At 60.1% G+C, this 18082-nt stretch carries 13 protein-coding genes; 10 read left to right on the top strand and 3 right to left on the bottom strand.

What is annotated here, in order from left to right; translation table 11 throughout:
• The first annotated feature begins 140 nt into the window (after positions 1-140).
• Positions 141-2291, top strand: a complete 2151-nt coding sequence (locus AC1Q5O_RS16735) for a carboxy terminal-processing peptidase (protein WP_492564421.1) — start codon at positions 141-143, stop codon at positions 2289-2291.
• 72 nt (positions 2292-2363) lie between these two features.
• Here the strand turns inward: AC1Q5O_RS16735 and AC1Q5O_RS16740 are convergent, their stop codons facing one another.
• Both AC1Q5O_RS16740 and AC1Q5O_RS16745 read right to left on the bottom strand, forming a co-directional pair.
• Positions 2364-3656, bottom strand: a complete 1293-nt coding sequence (locus tag AC1Q5O_RS16740) for a HAMP domain-containing sensor histidine kinase (protein ID WP_492564422.1) — start codon at positions 3654-3656, stop codon at positions 2364-2366.
• Positions 3656-4345 carry a response regulator gene (locus AC1Q5O_RS16745; protein ID WP_492564423.1) on the bottom strand — a complete coding sequence of 230 codons (690 nt, stop codon included), beginning with the start codon at positions 4343-4345 and terminating at the stop codon, positions 3656-3658. Before AC1Q5O_RS16745 ends, AC1Q5O_RS16740 begins: the two co-directional genes overlap by 1 nt.
• Before the next feature lie 335 nt (positions 4346-4680).
• Here AC1Q5O_RS16745 and AC1Q5O_RS16750 point away from each other — a divergent pair, with 335 nt between their 5' ends.
• Genes AC1Q5O_RS16750 through AC1Q5O_RS16760 form a run of 3 tightly spaced genes read left to right on the top strand, consistent with a single transcriptional unit; the run spans position 4681 to position 10695 of the window.
• Positions 4681-5952: an efflux RND transporter periplasmic adaptor subunit gene (locus tag AC1Q5O_RS16750; protein WP_492564425.1), complete on the top strand. Its 1272-nt coding sequence runs from the start codon at positions 4681-4683 to the stop codon at positions 5950-5952.
• An 8-nt stretch (positions 5953-5960) separates the two neighbouring features.
• Complete coding sequence (locus AC1Q5O_RS16755; RefSeq protein ID WP_492564427.1) at positions 5961-9119, top strand: efflux RND transporter permease subunit; 3159 nt, start codon at positions 5961-5963, stop codon at positions 9117-9119.
• Between the two features lie 34 nt (positions 9120-9153).
• Positions 9154-10695, top strand: coding sequence for an efflux transporter outer membrane subunit (locus AC1Q5O_RS16760; protein ID WP_492564428.1), 1542 nt, complete (start codon positions 9154-9156; stop codon positions 10693-10695).
• 120 nt (positions 10696-10815) lie between these two features.
• On the opposite strand, the gene AC1Q5O_RS16765 is transcribed toward AC1Q5O_RS16760, so the two are convergent.
• Complete coding sequence (locus tag AC1Q5O_RS16765; RefSeq protein WP_492564429.1) at positions 10816-11892, bottom strand: porin; 1077 nt, start codon at positions 11890-11892, stop codon at positions 10816-10818.
• 292 nt (positions 11893-12184) lie between these two features.
• Between AC1Q5O_RS16765 and AC1Q5O_RS16770 the strand changes: the two genes are divergently transcribed.
• The 6 genes from AC1Q5O_RS16770 to AC1Q5O_RS16795 all read left to right on the top strand — a co-directional run bounded on the left by AC1Q5O_RS16770 (position 12185) and on the right by AC1Q5O_RS16795 (position 18055).
• On the top strand, positions 12185-12853 hold the full coding sequence (locus AC1Q5O_RS16770; protein WP_223614712.1) for a GntR family transcriptional regulator: 669 nt from the start codon (positions 12185-12187) through the stop codon (positions 12851-12853).
• A 172-nt stretch (positions 12854-13025) separates the two neighbouring features.
• Positions 13026-14030 (top strand): biotin synthase BioB, encoded by a 1005-nt coding sequence (gene bioB, locus AC1Q5O_RS16775; protein ID WP_492564430.1) that lies wholly within the window; start codon positions 13026-13028, stop codon positions 14028-14030.
• Positions 14030-15172, top strand: a complete 1143-nt coding sequence (locus AC1Q5O_RS16780) for an 8-amino-7-oxononanoate synthase (protein ID WP_492564431.1) — start codon at positions 14030-14032, stop codon at positions 15170-15172. The genes bioB and AC1Q5O_RS16780 overlap by 1 nt, the downstream gene beginning before the upstream one ends.
• On the top strand, positions 15169-15807 hold the full coding sequence (gene bioD / locus AC1Q5O_RS16785) for a dethiobiotin synthase (RefSeq protein ID WP_492564433.1): 639 nt from the start codon (positions 15169-15171) through the stop codon (positions 15805-15807). The genes AC1Q5O_RS16780 and bioD overlap by 4 nt, the downstream gene beginning before the upstream one ends.
• Positions 15804-17084: an adenosylmethionine--8-amino-7-oxononanoate transaminase gene (locus tag AC1Q5O_RS16790; RefSeq protein ID WP_492564434.1), complete on the top strand. Its 1281-nt coding sequence runs from the start codon at positions 15804-15806 to the stop codon at positions 17082-17084. The genes bioD and AC1Q5O_RS16790 overlap by 4 nt, the downstream gene beginning before the upstream one ends.
• Positions 17081-18055 carry a beta-ketoacyl-ACP synthase III gene (locus AC1Q5O_RS16795; RefSeq protein ID WP_492564436.1) on the top strand — a complete coding sequence of 325 codons (975 nt, stop codon included), beginning with the start codon at positions 17081-17083 and terminating at the stop codon, positions 18053-18055. The genes AC1Q5O_RS16790 and AC1Q5O_RS16795 overlap by 4 nt, the downstream gene beginning before the upstream one ends.
• Positions 18056-18082: the final 27 nt, after the last annotated feature.

Here is an 18082-nt window from a genome sequence, read left to right on the forward strand (position 1 = left end):
TTTGGCTGCACCTGCGGGCTGAAACAGAATTTATCGGGATGACAGCACGAATAATCCGCTGTCTGGTTGCCAAAAAACCATAATTGTTCCACCAACATTAAACAGCGAAACTGAAACGTTGAAATCGGATCGAAGCTTTAATGCGTATACAATATGGTTTGCTCAGTGTGTTTCTGGCGTTTGCCCCTCCGGCTTACGCACTGGATGCAGGTTCACCGCCGGTGCTGGCGCCGCTGCAGCAGCAGGCGCAAGCCGCCCGCTTGAGCGCTGAGTTTCTGTCGCGCTATCACTACAAGCCCGTTGCGCTTGACGATGCCCTGTCCGCCAAAATCATGGACCGCTTTCTCAAGGCACTCGATCCCGACAGGTTCCTCTTCGTTCAGGCCGATATCGACAAGTTCATGGCCGACAGCACGAAGATCGATGACGCGATCAACCAGGAAGATTTGCGCATCCCTTTTTCCATTTTCAACATCTATGAGCAGCGCGTTGTCGAACGCCTCACCTATGCCCGCTCGCTGCTCAAGCAGAATTTCGATTTCAGTGTGAAGGAAGATTATCCCTTTATCCGGGACAAGGAGCCCTGGCCGAAATCCGAAGCGGAGAGCGACGAGCTTTGGCGCAAGCGGGTCAAGAATGACTGGCTCCGCCTGAAGCTTGCAGGCAAGACGGACGCTGCCATCCGCGACACGCTCGACAAGCGGTATCAGAACTCGCTGGAACGCGCTTACAAGTACAAGAGCGACGACGTATTCCAGATTTTCATGGATGCCTACACCACATCGATCGAACCGCATACGGATTATTTCGGAGCGACGGCATCAGCCGAATTCGATATCTCGATGAAGCTTTCGCTGGTTGGCATCGGCGCGGTCCTGCAGGAGCGGGAAGACTACACGACCATTCGCGAGCTGATGGCCGGCGGTCCTGCACAACTGTCCGGCAAACTGGCTGTCGGTGATCGCATCACCGGCGTGGGTCAGGGCGAACGTGGTCCGATAAAGGAAGTGGTCGGTACGCGCCTCGACGAAGTCGTCAAGATGATCCGCGGCGCGAAGGATTCCGTTGTCAGGCTGGATATCCTGCCTGCCGATGCCGGTCCGGACGGCAAGCACCGGGTGATCAGCCTCGTGCGTGACAAGATCAGCCTCGACAAGCAGGCAGCCAAGAAGACCATCCTGTCGATCAAGGATGGTGATGCCACGCGCAAGATCGGCGTCATCACGCTGCCGGCCTTCTACGAGGATTTTGAAGCGCGCCGCAAGGGCGACAAGAATTATCGGAGTGCAAGCCGCGACGTGGCCAGGCTTCTGGCCGAACTGAAGAAGGACAAGATCGATAACGTTCTCATCGATCTGCGTAACAATGGCGGCGGTTCGCTGGCCGAGGCCATCGATTTGACCGGCCTGTTCGTCGGCAAGGGGCCGATCGTGCAGGAGCGCAATGCCGGCGGCGAGGTCAATGTCGAGAAGGACAATCTTCCCGCGCCCGCCTGGACCGGCCCGCTTGCGGTCCTGATCAATCGCGGTTCCGCATCCGCATCCGAGATTTTTGCGGCGGCGATACAGGATTATGGCCGGGGCGTCATCGTCGGTGAGCCCAGTTTCGGCAAAGGCACGGTGCAGACCGTCGTCAACCTCGATCAGATCGCCCGCAACAGCAAGCCGAAATTCGGCGAGCTGAAGATGACGGTTGCACAGTTCTTCCGGGTGAACGGCGGCACGACCCAGTTGCGCGGCGTGACGCCGGATATCACCCTGCCCGGCTTCTCCGATCCCAAGAGTTTCGGCGAGTCGAGCTACGACAATGCTTTGCCGTGGGCGCAGGTCAAACCGGCGGAATACACGCCAATCGGCGATGTGAAGGCATTGCTGCCGCAACTGCAGAGCCTGCACGATGCGCGGGTGCAAAAGGACCCGGACTTCCAGCGCTTTGTGGAAGATATGGCCTACCTGAAAGCGCAGCGGGAAAAGCGGGTTGTCTCGCTCAATGAAACCGAACGCCGCAATGAGATGGCGGCGCAGGCCAGCCGCATCAAGTCGCGCGAGAAGGTGAATGACGGGGCAGGCGCCGGTGACGATGACGATTCAGCCGATGCGTCGACCCAGGATGACGGCCTGCAGGCCAATGAGCGCAGCCTGAGCGCGGACATAGCCATCGAGAAAGCCCGCAAGAGCGCCAAGGATGTATTGCTCGACGAAGCAGCGCACATTCTCGGTGATGAAGCGGATTTGCTGGCGGGAATTCCGAAACTTGCAGTTCAGCAGCCGGCCAATACCAACGGCAAATAGGGGCTGCGCCGGCTTTGACCGGATAATATGCTCCACCCGGTTAACCCCGGGTGGGGCACTTTGGCGAACCGGTTACCTCTGCGGCCGGTCCGATGTGAGCGGCACGATAATCTCGACGATGAGACCTCTCGGTTGCGCCTTGTGGGCTCTGACCGATCCGCCATGCAGCTCGATGGCCTGCCGGGTGATGGCCAGGCCGAGGCCGACGCCCGCGCGCGCATCGCCCGTGCTTTCAGCCCGCACAAAAGGCCTGAAGATTGCTTCCATCTGAGAGTCCGGAAGGCCGGGCCCCGTGTCCTCCACCCGGATCTGCAGCGCTTTCCCGCCGGCGAGGATGGCGGTGCGTATCACGACCTTGCCGCCCGGTTCGCTGTATTTGATGGCGTTGCGAATGACGTTTTCGATGGCACGGTAAATCAATTCGCCATTGACATGGGACACGGCGGTATCGACGCCGATGACCTCGAGAATAACCCCGTGCGCTTGCCCTTCAAACGCGCCGTCCTCCACGATGGCGTTGACGAGCTCCACGAGATCAACGGGCTGCTTGTCGAACTGGTACGGCTCACCGGACTCAAGCTGCGCGAGCGTCAGTATTTCTTCCACCAGCCCGTCAAGCCGGTCGATCTCGCGGTTGATGCGCAGAAGCAGATCCGGCAGGCGTGCGGGATTCTGTTTGAGAATTCCGGCTGCCGCTTGCAGCCGTGACAAGGGTGAGCGCAACTCGTGCGACACATCGTGGAACAGCCGCTGCTGGCTGAGGTGAAAATCGTCAAGCTTGGCGGCAGCGATGTCAAAATCATGCCCGACGGCGGTTATCTCATCCTTGCGATGGCCGAATGTCTTGCCGATGCGGACATGAAAATCGCCCTTTGCCAGCGAGCGTAAACCGGATTGAAGCGTCTCCAGCGGCCAGAGCAGATATCTGGCCAGCCAAAGCGCTGAAGCAAGGCTGGTGATGATGCCCGCAAAGATAATCGGCCAGAACCCGAGTATTTTTGCGACAATGGAATAGCGCATTCGTTTGGCCGTGATGCTGATGCAGCCGTCGGGCGTCTGGACCAATCGCGATATCGCGGTAGCTGCGGGGCCGGATTGGCAGTCGGCCGGATCGGCATTGGCGACAACAAGATCAACGGGCCGGTTGAAGGATGCGGCCGCTGCGGCGAACCTGGCCAGGGCGCCTGTGCCCGAGTCTTTCAATACCGTGGCGGCCGAGTCCAGGATCGCCGTCTCGATGAGGTCTTGCGCGGCGCCCTTGGGCGGCGACAGTCCGAATATCGTGCTGATTGCCACCACGACAAGGATGACCCCGGCTATGGTGAGGGCGAGCGTCCAGAAAAATCGCCAGAAGACGCTGCCCATTACTGCCCCTCGACGAGCTGATAGCCCATGCCGCGTATCGAGCGAATCCATGACTGCCCGTCGGCAGCCTTGCCAAGCTTTTGCCGGATACTGCTGATGTGCACGTCAATCCGGCGGTCGAAGGCGGTCAGCGGACGTCCGAATGCGCCCTTGGACAGGTCCTGTTTCGAGACCATCTGGCCGGCGCTTCGCACCAGCACCTCGAGCAGATTGAACTCCGTTCCGGTCAATTCCAGCTGGTGGCCTTGCCACTCCGCGGTACGCGAGCGCGGGAACAGTTTCAGGGTGCCGGATTGCAGGAGGTGTTCCTCCTGCTCCTGCCTGTGCCGTCCGGTCCGGCGAAGAATGGCGCGAATCCGGGCGACAAGCTCACTCGGCGAACAGGGCTTTGCCAGATAGTCGTCCGCGCCAAGGTTCAGTCCGGTGATCCGGTCGATGTTGTCGCCGCGCGCGCTCAGCATCAGGATTGGAATATCGCTGAATCGCCTTATCCGCTGCATCACCTCGATGCCGTTGAGGTGGGGCATCATGATATCCAGGACCACCAGATCATAAGACCCCGAGACACCCTCTTCGATGCCGCGTTTCCCGTCATGAACAGCGCTCGCATCCAGCCCTTCTTCCCTCAGATATTCCGAAAGGAGACTGGTCAGTTCTATGTCGTCGTCAACCAGCAAGACTTTGGTCATGGTCCGCCTCGCACTCTGAAATCAAACTTTCCTATAGCCGGTCAAGCTGTGCCCCGGGGCCGATTTTACATAACTTTACACAAACTTAACGCTACTTCACACCGAACCATTTATAGAGGCCTGGTGGGGAGAGCGTTTTTGTAAGAAGGCCTGAATCGTGCTCACATCCCTGCTCCGCCACCCCTTGAGTGTGGTCTTTCATCCCTTCCTTGCCAACGACAATTGCAAGCCCGGATCGCCTCTGGTCTTCCCTCGGGAAGATGGCGCGTGCCGGCGAAGCCGTGCCGGGGCCAGGTCGGGTCCGCAGGCTTTAACGGAAAGAGTGTAGTTGAGAAATGCCAGGGCAATCAGATCAAAATGTTACAGGATTTCGCGTTCGGTCTTTCGGCCTGCTGGCCCTATTTCTGTTGCTGGCTGGTTGTAACGCGCAACAGGGCAAACCTCCTGCTGCAGCGGCGCGTCCCCAGGTTGGTGTCGTAACGCTGCATCCGCAATCGGTTGCCGTCACCGCCGAATTGTCGGGGCGGACAACCGCCTCCCTCAGCGCGGATGTGCGTCCGCAAGTGGGCGGCATCATCCAGTCGCGGCTGTTTGACGAGGGCGGCGAAGTAAAGGCCGGGCAGGCCTTGTACCAGATCGATCCGGCGAGTTACCAGGCCACCTATGACAGCGCGATCGCAGCGCAGCAGAAGGCGGATGCGGCGGTGCCAAGCGCACAGGCCAAAGTGGAGCGCTATCAGGGCTTGATCAAGCAGAATGCGGTCAGCAAGCAGGATCTTGATGATGCGGTTGCATCGCTTGCCCAGGCAAAGGCCGATGTTGCTTCGGCAAAGGCCAGCGCCGATACCGCCCGCATCAATCTCGACTACACAAAGATCACGGCCCCGATTTCGGGCCGTATCGGCAAGTCGTCCCTGACACCGGGTGCACTTGTCACCGCAAGCCAGGACACGGCACTTGCCACCATCCGGACACTCGATCCAATCAATGTGGATGTTTCCCAGTCGAGCACCAACCTGCTCAATCTGCGTCAGGCGATTGCGGACGGCAGGGTGAAGCTGAGCGGGACGAATGTGAGCGTGAAGCTCAAACTCGACAACGGAACGACCTATACGCACGCGGGGAAAATGGAATTTGCCGAGGCCAATGTGGATCAGACCACAGGCACGTTCGCGTTGCGCGCGCAATTTCCCAACCCGGACCGGTTGCTGCTGCCGGGCATGTATGTGCGTGCGGTTGTCGAGGAAGGCGTTGCACAAAACAGCTTTGTCGTGCCCCAGCGTGCGGTGACCCGTAACGCCAAGGGAGAGGCAACGGCCCTCGTCGTCGATGCGGATGGAAAAGTCGGGGAGCGCGCACTTGGCGTGCGCAGCAGCGTCGGGAACAACTGGCTGGTCGAGACCGGGATAGTCGACGGCGATCGCGTGGTCGTGGAAGGCTCGCAATTCGTGCGCGCGGGCCAGAGTGCGACGCCGGTGGAGGTGACGATCGATGACGTGACCGGGGAGATCAAGGAGCGCAAACAGGCCGCATTGCCTCAGTCTGACCTTGCGGAAGCCGCCAATCATGAACAGAAGCCGGCGTCTGACGCCTCGGCCAAGAACTGAGGGTTCCAATGTCCGGCTTTTTCATCAACCGTCCGATCTTTGCCTGGGTGATCGCCATCGTCATCATGCTTGGCGGTTTGCTGGCGGTCAATTCATTGTCCATATCGCGCTATCCCCAGATCGCACCGACCACGGTGAGTATCAGCGGTTCCTATCCGGGTGCGGATGCGCAGACCGTCGAGAATTCAGTGACGAAAGTCATCGAACAGGGCATGACGGGTATCGACAATCTCGACTACATGACCTCCACATCGAGTTCGACGGGCAGCACCAGCATCTCCCTGACCTTTACCAGTGCCGCCGATCCCGATGTTGCCCAGATGCAGGTTCAGAACAAGCTGCAGCTTGTCACGTCGCAACTGCCGCAGATCGTGCAGAGCAACGGCCTGACGGTGACGAAATCCTCGACCGGCTTTCTCATGGTTGTCGCATTCGTTTCGACCGACGGCAAAATGACGTCGACCGATCTGGCCGATTATGTCGACAGCACCCTGAACGACACGCTGAAGCGGGTTGAGGGTGTCGGATCAACCCAGTTGTTTGGCTCGGGCTATTCCATGCGGATATGGCTCGACCCCGACAAGCTTGCCAAATATGCGCTCATGCCGAGCGATGTGTCCACGGCAATACAGGCGCAGAACACGCAGGTTTCCGCCGGGCAGCTCGGGGCCATGCCCGCACGGCAGGGACAGCAGCTCAATGCGACGGTGACAGCCAGAAGCCGGCTTCAGACGCCGGAGCAGTTTCGCAATATTATTCTCAAGAGCGCCACCGATGGCTCGCTGGTCCGGCTCAACGACGTGGCGCGCGTGGAAGTCGGCGCGGAAAGCTATACGACAAGTGCTGCCTACAACGGCATGCCGGCGGCGGGTCTTGCCATCAACCTGGCCACGGGCGCCAATGCCATCAGCGCGGCGGAAGCCGTCCAGTCGGCCATTGCGCGCCTTTCCACGACTTTCCCGGAAGGGGTCCAGGTTTACTATCCATATGACACGACGCCCTTCGTTCTTCTCTCGATAGAAGAGGTGGTCAAGACGCTGATCGAGGCCATCATTCTCGTCTTCGTCGTCATGTTCGTGTTTCTGCAAAACATCAGGGCAACGCTCATCCCGTCCATCGCAGTGCCCGTGGTGCTGCTTGGGACGTTTGGCGTGCTCGCGGTTGCAGGCTATTCGATCAATACCCTGACGATGTTCGCCATGGTGCTGGCCATCGGGCTTCTCGTGGACGATGCGATCGTGGTTGTCGAAAACGTCGAACGGGTGATGCAGGAAGAAAAACTTCCACCGAAAGAAGCAACGCAAAAGTCCATGAAGGAAATCACCGGGGCTCTCATCGGCATCGCCACGGTGTTGTCCGCTGTCTTCGTGCCCATGGCTTTCTTCGGTGGCTCTACCGGCATCATCTATCGCCAGTTCTCCGTCACCATCGTCGCGGCCATGGTGCTCTCCGTCGTGGTTGCACTGGTGCTGACGCCGGCTCTGTGCGCAACCATTCTTCGCGCTCCTGCCGCAGGCCATGCGGAGCGCAAGGGCATCTTCGGTTGGTTCAACCGGACTTTCGACCGCAGCACGACGGCCTATCGCAACGGCGCGCAAGGCATCATTCAGCGAAGCAAACGGTTTCTGGTGATTTTCCTGGCGATTGCGATTGCCATGGGCTGGATGTTTGTGCGTCTGCCAAGCTCGTTCCTTCCCGAAGAAGACCAGGGCATTTTGATCACCAGCGTGCAACTGCCGGTGGGGGCGACGCAGGACCGGACATTGCGTGTTTTGAAGCAGGTGTCGGACCATTTCCTCAACGATGAAAAGGATGCGGTGGACGGTGTGTTCACGACGGCCGGTTTCGGCTTTGGCGGGTCCGGTCAGAATGTCGGCATAGCGTTTGTCAGGCTCAAGGACTTTGCGTCGCGCCAGTCGCCGCAACTTTCGGCCAATGCGGTGTCTGGCCGGGCCACCATGGGTGTCTTTTCCAAGATCAGGGATGCCCGTGTGTTCTCCTTCAACCCGCCTGCTATCCAGGGCATGGGCAATTCCAACGGTTTTGAGTTCTATCTGCAGGATGTCAATGGCGCAGGCCACGATGCCTTGATGCAGACCCGCAACCAACTGCTTGGGCTCGCCGGACAAAGCAAGCTTCTGGCGAATGTGCGCCCGAACGGCCAGGAAGACGAGCCGCAGTTCGCCATCGATATCGATCAGGAGAAGGCCAGCGCGCTGGGTGTCGCCCTGTCCGATATCAACAACACCTTGTCGACGGCGTGGGGCAGCGATTACGTCAACGATTTCATCGATCGCGGCAGGGTGAAGCCGGTCTATCTGCAGTCGGACAAGGATTTCCGCATGCAGCCGGCAGACCTCGACAAATGGCATGTCCGCAATGCCTCGGGGGCCATGGTGCCGTTTTCATCCTTCGCCTCCAGCCACTGGACATTCGGCTCACCGCGGCTGGAGCGGTTCAACGGCTCTGCTGCCGTCGACATTCAGGGCGCCGCTGCTGCCGGTGTCAGCTCGGGCGCGGCGATGGACGAAATCGACAAGCTGATGAGCCAGTTGCCGGCGGGTTATTCGCACGAATGGACGGGCCTTTCGGCACAGGAAAAACTGTCGGGCAATCAGGCCGCATCGCTCTATGCAATATCAGTCCTGGTCGTGTTCCTCTGTCTGGCAGCGCTTTACGAAAGCTGGTCGATTCCGTTTGCGGTCATGCTCTCGGTCCCGATCGGCATTTTCGGGGCGCTGCTTGCGGCGAGCCTGTTTGGCCAGACCAATGACGTCTATTTCAAGGTCGGCCTGCTGACCACCGTGGGCCTTGCGGCGAAGAACGCAATTCTCATCGTGGAGTTCGCCATCGAACGGCAGACCGCCGGCATGGGGCTGGTCGAGGCCACGCTCGAAGCCGCGCGCCAGCGGTTGCGTCCGATCCTGATGACGTCCTTTGCGTTCATCCTTGGCGTGGCGCCGCTGGCAACTGCAAGCGGCGCCGGTTCCGGCGCCCAGAATTCCATCGGTATCGGCGTCATGGGCGGCATGATCGCGGCAACCGTTCTCGGAGTGTTTTTTGTGCCCCTGCTTTTTGTTGCGGTCAGCCGGTTGTTCCGGCGCCGGAAGAGCGCCGATGGCAAGGTTCCCGACAACAGTGAAACGGCAACAGCCGGTTCGAACTGAGGCATGGGGCGAGATAATGAGCAAGATGGACGCAATGACAATCACAATACCAGCCTCACCTGATCCGGCTTCTCGCGGGAAGCATCATTTCCGCCTCGGTCAATTGCTCGGGTTTCTTCTGTTGATCTCAAGCCTTGCCGGATGCGTCGTCGGGCCGGACTATCAGAAGCCGTTGATTGCTATGCCCGGCCAGTGGGGAAGCAGCAAGCAGGTAAAGGCACCCAAGCCGGCGGAGCTGTCTAACTGGTGGAAGCGGCTGCGTGATCCAGAGCTGGATGCACTTGTCGACGAAGCGGTCGCAGGCAATCTGGATGTTGCCACTGCAAAGGCGAAAATCCGTGAAGCGCGCGCGACATACCGGCAGACCGCAGGCACGCTTCTGCCATCACTTGACGGGTCCGCATCGGCAACCCGCAACAGGGTGAGTGCCACCAGCGCGGGGACCTCCGCGGAGACGTCGAGCCAGTTCCAGACGGGATTTGACGCGAGCTGGGAGCTCGATCTTTTCGGTGCCAACAAACGCAGCGTTGAAGCAGCAAAGTATGGTCTGGATGCAGCCGGCGAAGATCTGCGGTCCACATTGCTGACTTTGATCGGCGATGTCACCTCCAACTATTCCCAGGCGCGCGGCTATCAGGCACGCATCGCGCTGGCCCACCGTACGGCAGCCTCGCAGAGGGAGACGGCGGCGCTCACGCGCACCAAGTTCGAGGCCGGGTCATCCTCGGCCCTCGATGTCGCCAATGCCGCCGGCCTGGCCAACAGCACGGAAGCCAACATACCATCCCTGGAGACAAGTTATGCGGAAGCGGTGCACCGGCTTTCCGTCCTGACGGGCAGGACGCCCGCAGCCCTTACGGACAGGCTGAAGCGCGGCACGCCCATTCCGACGCCGCGCCTGCCAGTCCCGATAGGGGTTCCGGCCGATATTCTGCGCACGCGGCCGGACGTGAGGATGGCGGAGCGCCAATACGCGCAGTACACCGCAAAGATCGGGCAGGCTGAAGCTGCCCGTTATCCCAGCGTCAGCCTGACCGGCAATATCGACACCACGGCCATGAACATTGGCGATCTCGGCAAGAATTCCACCATCGGCTGGTCCTTCGGCCCGACATTGAGCGTGCCGATCTTCAGCGGCGGCCAGAAGAAAGCCGCGGTGGAAGTCGCCCAGGCACAGCGCGACCAGTATTTTGTTGCCTACCGGTCGTCGATCCTCACAGCGCTCGAAGATGTCGAAAATGCCATCGTATCGCTGGCACAGGAACGCATCAGGAATGGAAAGCTGGCCGCATCGGCCAAGCACTACCGCGATGCGGCCAGCCTGTCCCGCTCTCTCTACCAGAGCGGAACATCGAGCTTCCTTGATGTGCTTGACGCGGAACGTTCGCTGTATTCGGCGGAAGACGCCCTGCTGCAAAGCCGCGTGGCAATCGCGGCCGATTACATCGCCCTCAACAAAGCGCTTGGCGGCGGATGGAGCGGTTTGCTCGACACCGGCAAACCTGAAGTGAAGGATATCAATACGGGTCCGCACATCGTAAGCAACCGACAGCAGATGACGAACCGGCAGAAATAAAAACGGCGAGCCCGTAAGGCCCGCCGTTCTGTGCAAAGGATTTGACTGGAGATCGTATCAACTTTGCCACTTGGCGATGCTGCTTGAATGTCAGCATCGCCAAATTTCTTGCATCGGGTATTAGAAGTTGCGCTGGAAGCGGATCGCGCCACCGAAGGCATCGTCGTTGCCGCCATGGGCAAGCGAATAATCCTTACGGGCACCGTCGAACTTGGTGTAGTTGAATTCAGGCGTGATCGTGAAGCCGGGAACGATTTCATAGGCAACGTTCAAAGCACCTGCCAGCGTGCCTTCGGATTCATAGGCAAGCTGTGCGTTGATAGTGGCCTTGTCCGAAACCTTGGCAGCCAGACCACCCCAGATGGCATAGTCACCTTCCCAGGTGCCGAACCAGTTGCGGCGGCCGAGCGGTGCATCATCATAGTTGGTCTGGTAACCGCCCATGACCCATGCGGATACCGTGTCGGTGAACTTCACGTCCAGACGCAGCTTGCCGGCCCATTCCTCGGCCTTGGAGTCGTAGCCGACGATGCCGGAAATCTTGCCCCAGGACTGTTCGTACTTTGCGCCGGCCAGCACGTGAGGCATGTAGTCGTCGATACGATAGTCGTAGCTGTAGTAGTTGTTGCCGACGCTTTCGCCCTGTTCGGCGCCGATCATGGCGGAGAAGCCATTGCCCGCATTGAACGTATAGCTGACCTGGTTGCTGTGGTCCGACTGATAGTTGATCACGTCGTCGTTGATGATATTGCCGGCATAACCGGTGAACGAGCCGAAGATTTCATCGGCCACGCCGATACGAAAGCCACCGAGTTCGATATAGGCATTCGGTATGGACGTATCATTGGCACCATTATTGTACTGGAAACGCGTCTCGATATAGGAGCGCAACGTGCCGAGTTCGGTTTCCGTGCGGGCATCGAAACGGAGCGTGGCGCGCGTCTTCTTCTGCCAGGTTCCGAATTCTCCGCCCTTGTAGACATTATCGCCGCCCTTGGCGTCATAACGCAGATAACCGCCGATTTTCAGGCAGGTTTCCGTGCCGGGGATATAGAAAAAGCCTTTGCCGTAGGTGTCGCAAACGCGAACATATTCAACGGCTTCTGGTTCGGCAACGACGACTGCGTCGGCAGCGCGTGCACCGGTTACTGCAACGAGCGCTGCAGCCGAGCCGAGAAGGAAGCTCTTGATTGACATGGGGGATCTCCATACTCTATTGAATGGGTTGCTCAGCCGCATTGCCTTGCAACGAACAGATGAAATCGCTGTCTGTACCGTCCGTAATGGAGATTTGTAACGGTTTTATCACGCAACCGGTGTGGGCGAGTGAGCCAAGGTGGTTTCTTGTAAAAACCACGTCTTGCCTTGACCCGTGTGCTATTCCTGCAACAGTCAGAAGCCGCTCATTTGCGATGAGAACTGTTTGATTGCGCCGGTAAAACGCGGCCGCGGGCTCGACAGGGGATATGAAGCAAAATAACTATGAACCATGACCGCAGCCAACGAAGACACCATCGCCAATCGCATTAGCCGCATCCTTGCGGACAGGATTGTGACCGGCCAATTGGAGCCGGGCGCAAAGCTGCGGCAGGATCATGTGGCGGAAGAATTCGGCGCAAGTCATGTCCCGGTCAGGGAAGCCTTCCGCAAACTGGAAGCACAGGGCCTTGCCGTCAGTGAGCCGCGCCGGGGCGTGCGCGTTGCGTCGTTTGACCTGGCCGAGGTGCGCGAAGTCGCTTTGATGCGCGCCGAGCTTGAGGGGCTGGCGCTCCGGCAGGCTGCGCCGCACCTGACATCGTCCATTCTGGAAGAGGCCGAACAGGCCACTGTTGCCGGCGATAATTCCCGCGACGTGCGCTCCTGGGAAGAGGCCAACCGGCGTTTCCATCGCCTGATTCTCACGCCATGTGCGATGCCGCGTCTCCTGGCCGCCATCGATGACCTTCATTCGGTGAGCGCGCGCTTTCTGTTTTCCGCGTGGCGATCGGAGTGGGAAGTTCGAACCGATCATGATCACAGGGCGATCCTGGGTTTCCTGCGCCAGGGCAATATCGAGAATGCCGTTGCAGTCCTCGAGCGGCACGTGCAGTGGATCGGGCAAAAGCCGGTCAAAAGCCCGACGGGTTCGACCCGCGACGTTTTCGCCATCGTCGGCTGACCAGGACAGTACGTCGCCTGCGTTTCGATTTTTGAGCAGACAAACACTTCCGCTTGTGCCGGCCGTTCACGGCGGTTGCATTTTTGTGTGCGCCTTATAAAATTATAGATAATTTATGATTCTATCTATAATAAGCCATCAGATGGCGCAGAACATACGAGGCCGCACGCAAATGTTGAAAGTTTCCCCGCAGAAGCCAGAAGATTTTACGTCCGCTATTGATGTGGAGGAGCGATGGAGCGTTGATGAAGCCAAAAAAATCTATAATTTGCCGTTCAATGATCTGCTGTTCGAAGCACAGACGGTGCACAGGCGGTGCTTCGATCCCAATGCCGTCCAGTTGAGCAAGCTGCTGTCGATCAAAACCGGCGGATGCCCTGAAGATTGCGGCTATTGCAGCCAATCGGCGCATTACCCCACCGGGCTCAAGGCCTCAAAGCTCCTGCAGGTCGAAAAGGTCGTCGCGGAAGCGCGCAAGGCGCGTGACAGCGGCGCAACGCGATATTGCATGGGCGCGGCATGGCGAGGCCCCAAGGACCGCGACATCGGCATGATCGTTGCCATGGTCGAAGGTGTCCGCGCGCTTGGCATGGAAACCTGCATGACACTGGGCATGCTCTCGCCGGAACAGGCCGCAAGGCTCGCCGACGCCGGTCTCGACTATTACAATCACAACATCGATACGTCGGAGCGCTTCTACAGCGCGATCATCAGCACCCGCAGCTTCGCCGATCGCCTCGAAACGCTGGCGCATGTGCGCGATGCCGGGATCAAGGTTTGCTCTGGCGGTATTCTTGGCATGGGCGAGACGGTGGATGACCATATCGCCATGCTGGTTACGCTGGCGAACCTGCCCGTGCCGCCCGAGAGCGTGCCGATCAACATGCTGATCCCCATTCCAGGATCGAAGCTGGCCGACGCTGCCCCGGTGGACCCCATCGAATTTGTCCGCGCCATTGCCCTTGCCCGTATCCTGATGCCCGAAACCCATGTTCGTCTCTCTGCCGGTCGCTCGGACATGAGCGACGAGATGCAGGCCTTGTGTTTCCTCGCCGGCGCCAATTCGATCTTTGTCGGCGACACGCTGCTCACCACCGAAAACCCCGGCGAGGACCACGATGCCGCCTTGTTCCGCCGGTTGGGGCTGAAGGCCATGCCGCTGGGTGCGTCGGAGTGATGTCCGGCTTTCTCGCCGGCTACGGCAAAACCCTGGCCGGGCTGGAACGGAGGGGAAGGCGACGTTCCCTCATGCCGAATGGCGGGATCGATTTTACCTCCAACGACTATCTCGGCTTTGCCCATTCGCATCGTATCAGAAGCGCCATCGCCGCCGCGATGGAGCGCGGCGTCCCGGCCGGATCGGGCGGCTCGCGTCTCCTGCGCGGAAATCATCCGGAACATGCATTGCTGGAAGAAGAGGCGGCGGCCTTTTTCGGCTCACAGCGGATGCTGTACTTTTCGACCGGTTACGCGGCCAACGCCGCGCTGTTTTCAACCCTGCCGCAGCGCGGCGATCTCATCGTCCACGATGCGCTCATCCATGCAAGCGCACATGAAGGCATTGCCGCGAGCCGCGCGCAGGCGGTGGCGGCGCGGCACAATGATGTCGGGAGCTTCGAAAATGAATTGGCCAAGTGGCGCAAGGCGGGCGGAAGCGGCCATGCCTGGATCGCAGTGGAAAGCCTCTACTCCATGGATGGGGATCGCGCGCCGCTTGCTGAACTTGCAGCACTTGCGGACCGCTATGACAGCTTTCTTGTCATCGACGAAGCGCACGCCACCGGCGTGTTCGGCGACAATGGCCGTGGTCTCGCCACCGGGCTGGAACGGCGCGACAATGTTGTCCTCCTGCATACATGCGGCAAGGCGCTGGGGGTATCCGGTGCGCTCCTGGGGGCAAATGCGGTCGTCTGCGATTACCTCCTGAACCGCGCCCGTTCCTTCATCTATTCCACCGCCCCGTCCCCGCTCATGGCCGCAGGGGTGCGCGAGGCGCTGAAAATGCTTGCCGGGGAACCCCGGCGCCGGCTGGACCTGCGCCGCCTTTCGGCATTTGCCCGGTCATATCTGGCAGAAACAATCGGCATGAGCGGCAGCGGCTCGCACATACTGCCCATCATGATCGGCAGTACGATCCGCGCATTGCGTATCGCCGAACGCATGCGCGCTGAAGGGTTCGACGTCCGCGCGATCCGCCCGCCGACGGTACCCGAAGGCACCGCGCGATTGAGGATTGCGATCACGTTGAATGTCGATGAGACCGCGATTTCCCGGATGCTGGATTGCCTGAAAATAGCCCTTGCCGAGGAGGCCGCATGACGCAGCGTTTTGTCGTGACAGGAACAGATACCAATATCGGCAAGACGGTCTTTTCCGCCGCATTGGCCGATGCGCTCGGCGCTTGTTACTGGAAACCGGTCCAGGCCGGTCTTGAGGGGGAAACGGACAGCGAGGCTGTCATGCGTCTCGGCGGGATACCGGCCGGAAGGATCATTCCCGAGGCATGGCGCCTGCGCGCGCCTGCCTCTCCACATCGCGCCGCCCGGCTGGACAATGTCGAGATACAACCGGAATTGCTGACCCCGCCCTCGATCGAGGCGCCGCTGATTATCGAGGGTGCCGGCGGTGTCATGGTTCCGCTGACGGAAACCGTGGTGTTTGCCGATGTCTTCTCCCGCTGGCGGATACCGGTCATTCTGTGCGCCCGCACGGGATTGGGGACAATCAACCATACCTTGCTGTCGCTGGAGGCTTTGCGGCAGCGGTCGGTGCCGGTTTTCGGTGTCGTCTTCATTGGCGATGAAGTTGCGGATACCCAGCATATCATCGGCGAGCTGGGACGGGTCCGCTGCCTTGGGCGGCTGCCACTGCTTGAAGCCGTGACACCAGAAGCGCTGCGCCAAGCCTTTCGCGATCATTTCGACATGGCGCATTTCCGGACGGTAGCCGCATGACCGGCTCCCTCATATCGTCGCCGATCTGGCATCCATTCACGCAGCATGCGCTTGAACCCGCGATGAAACGCATTGTCAGAACGGAGGGAGCCTGGCTGTTCGATGCGGAAGGCAATGCCATCCTTGATGCGATTTCCTCCTGGTGGGTCATCACGCACGGGCACCGGCACCCACTGATCATGGAGGCGATCCGCACCGCCTGCGACAGCTACGACCAGATCATCTTCGCCGAATTCACCCATGAACCGGCGGAGAAGCTGGCGCGCGGCCTGCTGGCCGTGGCACCTGCGGGCCTCGCCCACGTGTTCTATTCGGACAGCGGGTCGACCTGCGTGGAAGTGGCGCTGAAGATGGCGCTCGGCTTCTTCCATAATACCGGTGCGCCGCGCTCGCGCATTGTCGTCATGGAGGACGGCTATCACGGCGACACGATTGGAACCATGTCGGCGGGGGAGCGCGGCGTCTTCAACGCAGCCTACCAGTCGCTGTTGTTCAGCGTCGACCGTTTGCCGTTTCCCTCGCCCGGCCACGAACAGGCCACGCTCGATGAATTTGAAAGGCTGTGCCTGAGCGGTCAGGTCGCGGCATTGCTGGTCGAGCCTTTGGTGCTCGGGGCAGGGGGCATGCGGATGTACCCGGCCTTTGTGCTGGCCGAACTGAAGCGGATTGCCGAGCGGCATGGCACGTTGCTCATCGCCGACGAGGTGATGACGGGCTGGGGGCGTACGGGGACGCTCTTTGCCTGCAATCAGGCTGGCATCGCGCCGGACATACTGTGCACGTCAAAGGGCCTGACAGGCGGTGCCCTGCCGCTGGCCGCCACGCTGTGCACAGCGCCGGTCTTCGATGCGCATCTGTCGACAGACCGCAGCCGGATGTTCTTCCATTCGAGTTCCTACACCGCGAATCCGATTGCCTGCGCAGCGGCCCTCGCAAACCTTGCCGTGTGGGAAAACGAGCCCATCGAGGCGCGTATTCAAGCGCTGGAAGCCATGCATCGCGGGAAACTCAAACGGTTCGCCGCAGATAGCCGATTCAGCAATGTGCGGCAGGCGGGTACGATTGCAGCGCTTGATCTGGACGTTCCCGCATCGGGCTATCTCTCGGATGCCGGACCAAAACTGCGGGCGTTCTTCCGCTCCCGAAACCTGCTGATCCGCCCGCTTGGCAACATCATCTATCTGATGCCGCCCTATGGCGTGGAGGAGGGCGATCTTGATCGTGCCTATGACGCGATTGACGAGGCAGCGGACCTGTTTGCGGCGGGCAGGCGATGAGCCGTATCATTGGTTTGGGTCACTACGTTCCGGAGCGCCGCGTGGAAAACGCGGAGATAGAGGTCAACCTTGGGCTCGAGCCCGGCTGGATCGAGCGAAGAACGGGTATCCGCACCCGGTACTGGGCAAGGGATGGCGAACTGCTCACCGATCTCGCCGCAAAGGCCGGACAGTCGGCACTTGATGACGCCGGGCTGCAGCCGGCCGATATCGCCTTGACGCTGCTGGCCACGTCAACGCCCGACCATCTGCTGCCACCGTCGGCGCCGCTGCTTGCGCATCGGCTCAAGCTTGTCAATTCGGGTGCCCTGGATCTTGCCGGCGCCTGCTCGGGTTTCCTCTATGCGCTGACACTGGCAGACGGTTTCGTGCGCACGCAGAAGCGGCCGGTTCTCGTGGTTGCCGCCAACATCTTAAGCCGCCGCATCAACCCGGCGGAACGGGCCAGTGCCGTCCTCTTTGCCGATGCGGCAGGTGCTGTCATTCTGGCGCCATCGGCAGAGCCGGGTACGGGCCTGCTCGGTGTGGATCTGGCCGCCGATGGCAGCCATTATGATTTGATCTCCATTCCCGCCGGCGGTTCGAAGACGCCTTTTTCGCCCGACATGGCGGCGGCGGACTGCCTGATGACCATGCGCAACGGCAAGGAAATGTTTGCGCAGGCCGTGCACATGATGACGCGCTGCGCCGAACGGGCAATGGCGGATGCGCGTATTGGCGCTCGGGACGTCAGCCGGTTCGTGCCGCATCAGGCCAATGCGCGTATTTTTGATCTTGTCAGCGGCAATCTTGGCATTGATGCCGCGCGGACGGTCCGCACCATAGCGGCCTATGGCAATTCCTCGGCAGCCACCATTCCGCTGTCCCTATCGCTGGCGCAGCGTGACCGGCGATTCTTGCGGGGTGAACGGCTGTTGCTGACGGCTGCCGGTGCGGGCCTGACCGGCGGCGCCGTTGTCTGGGGCACTTAGACAGGTGTCCGAATGAGCCGCCTTGAG

It is taken from the genome of Phyllobacterium sp. MT110 (assembly GCF_058792715.1).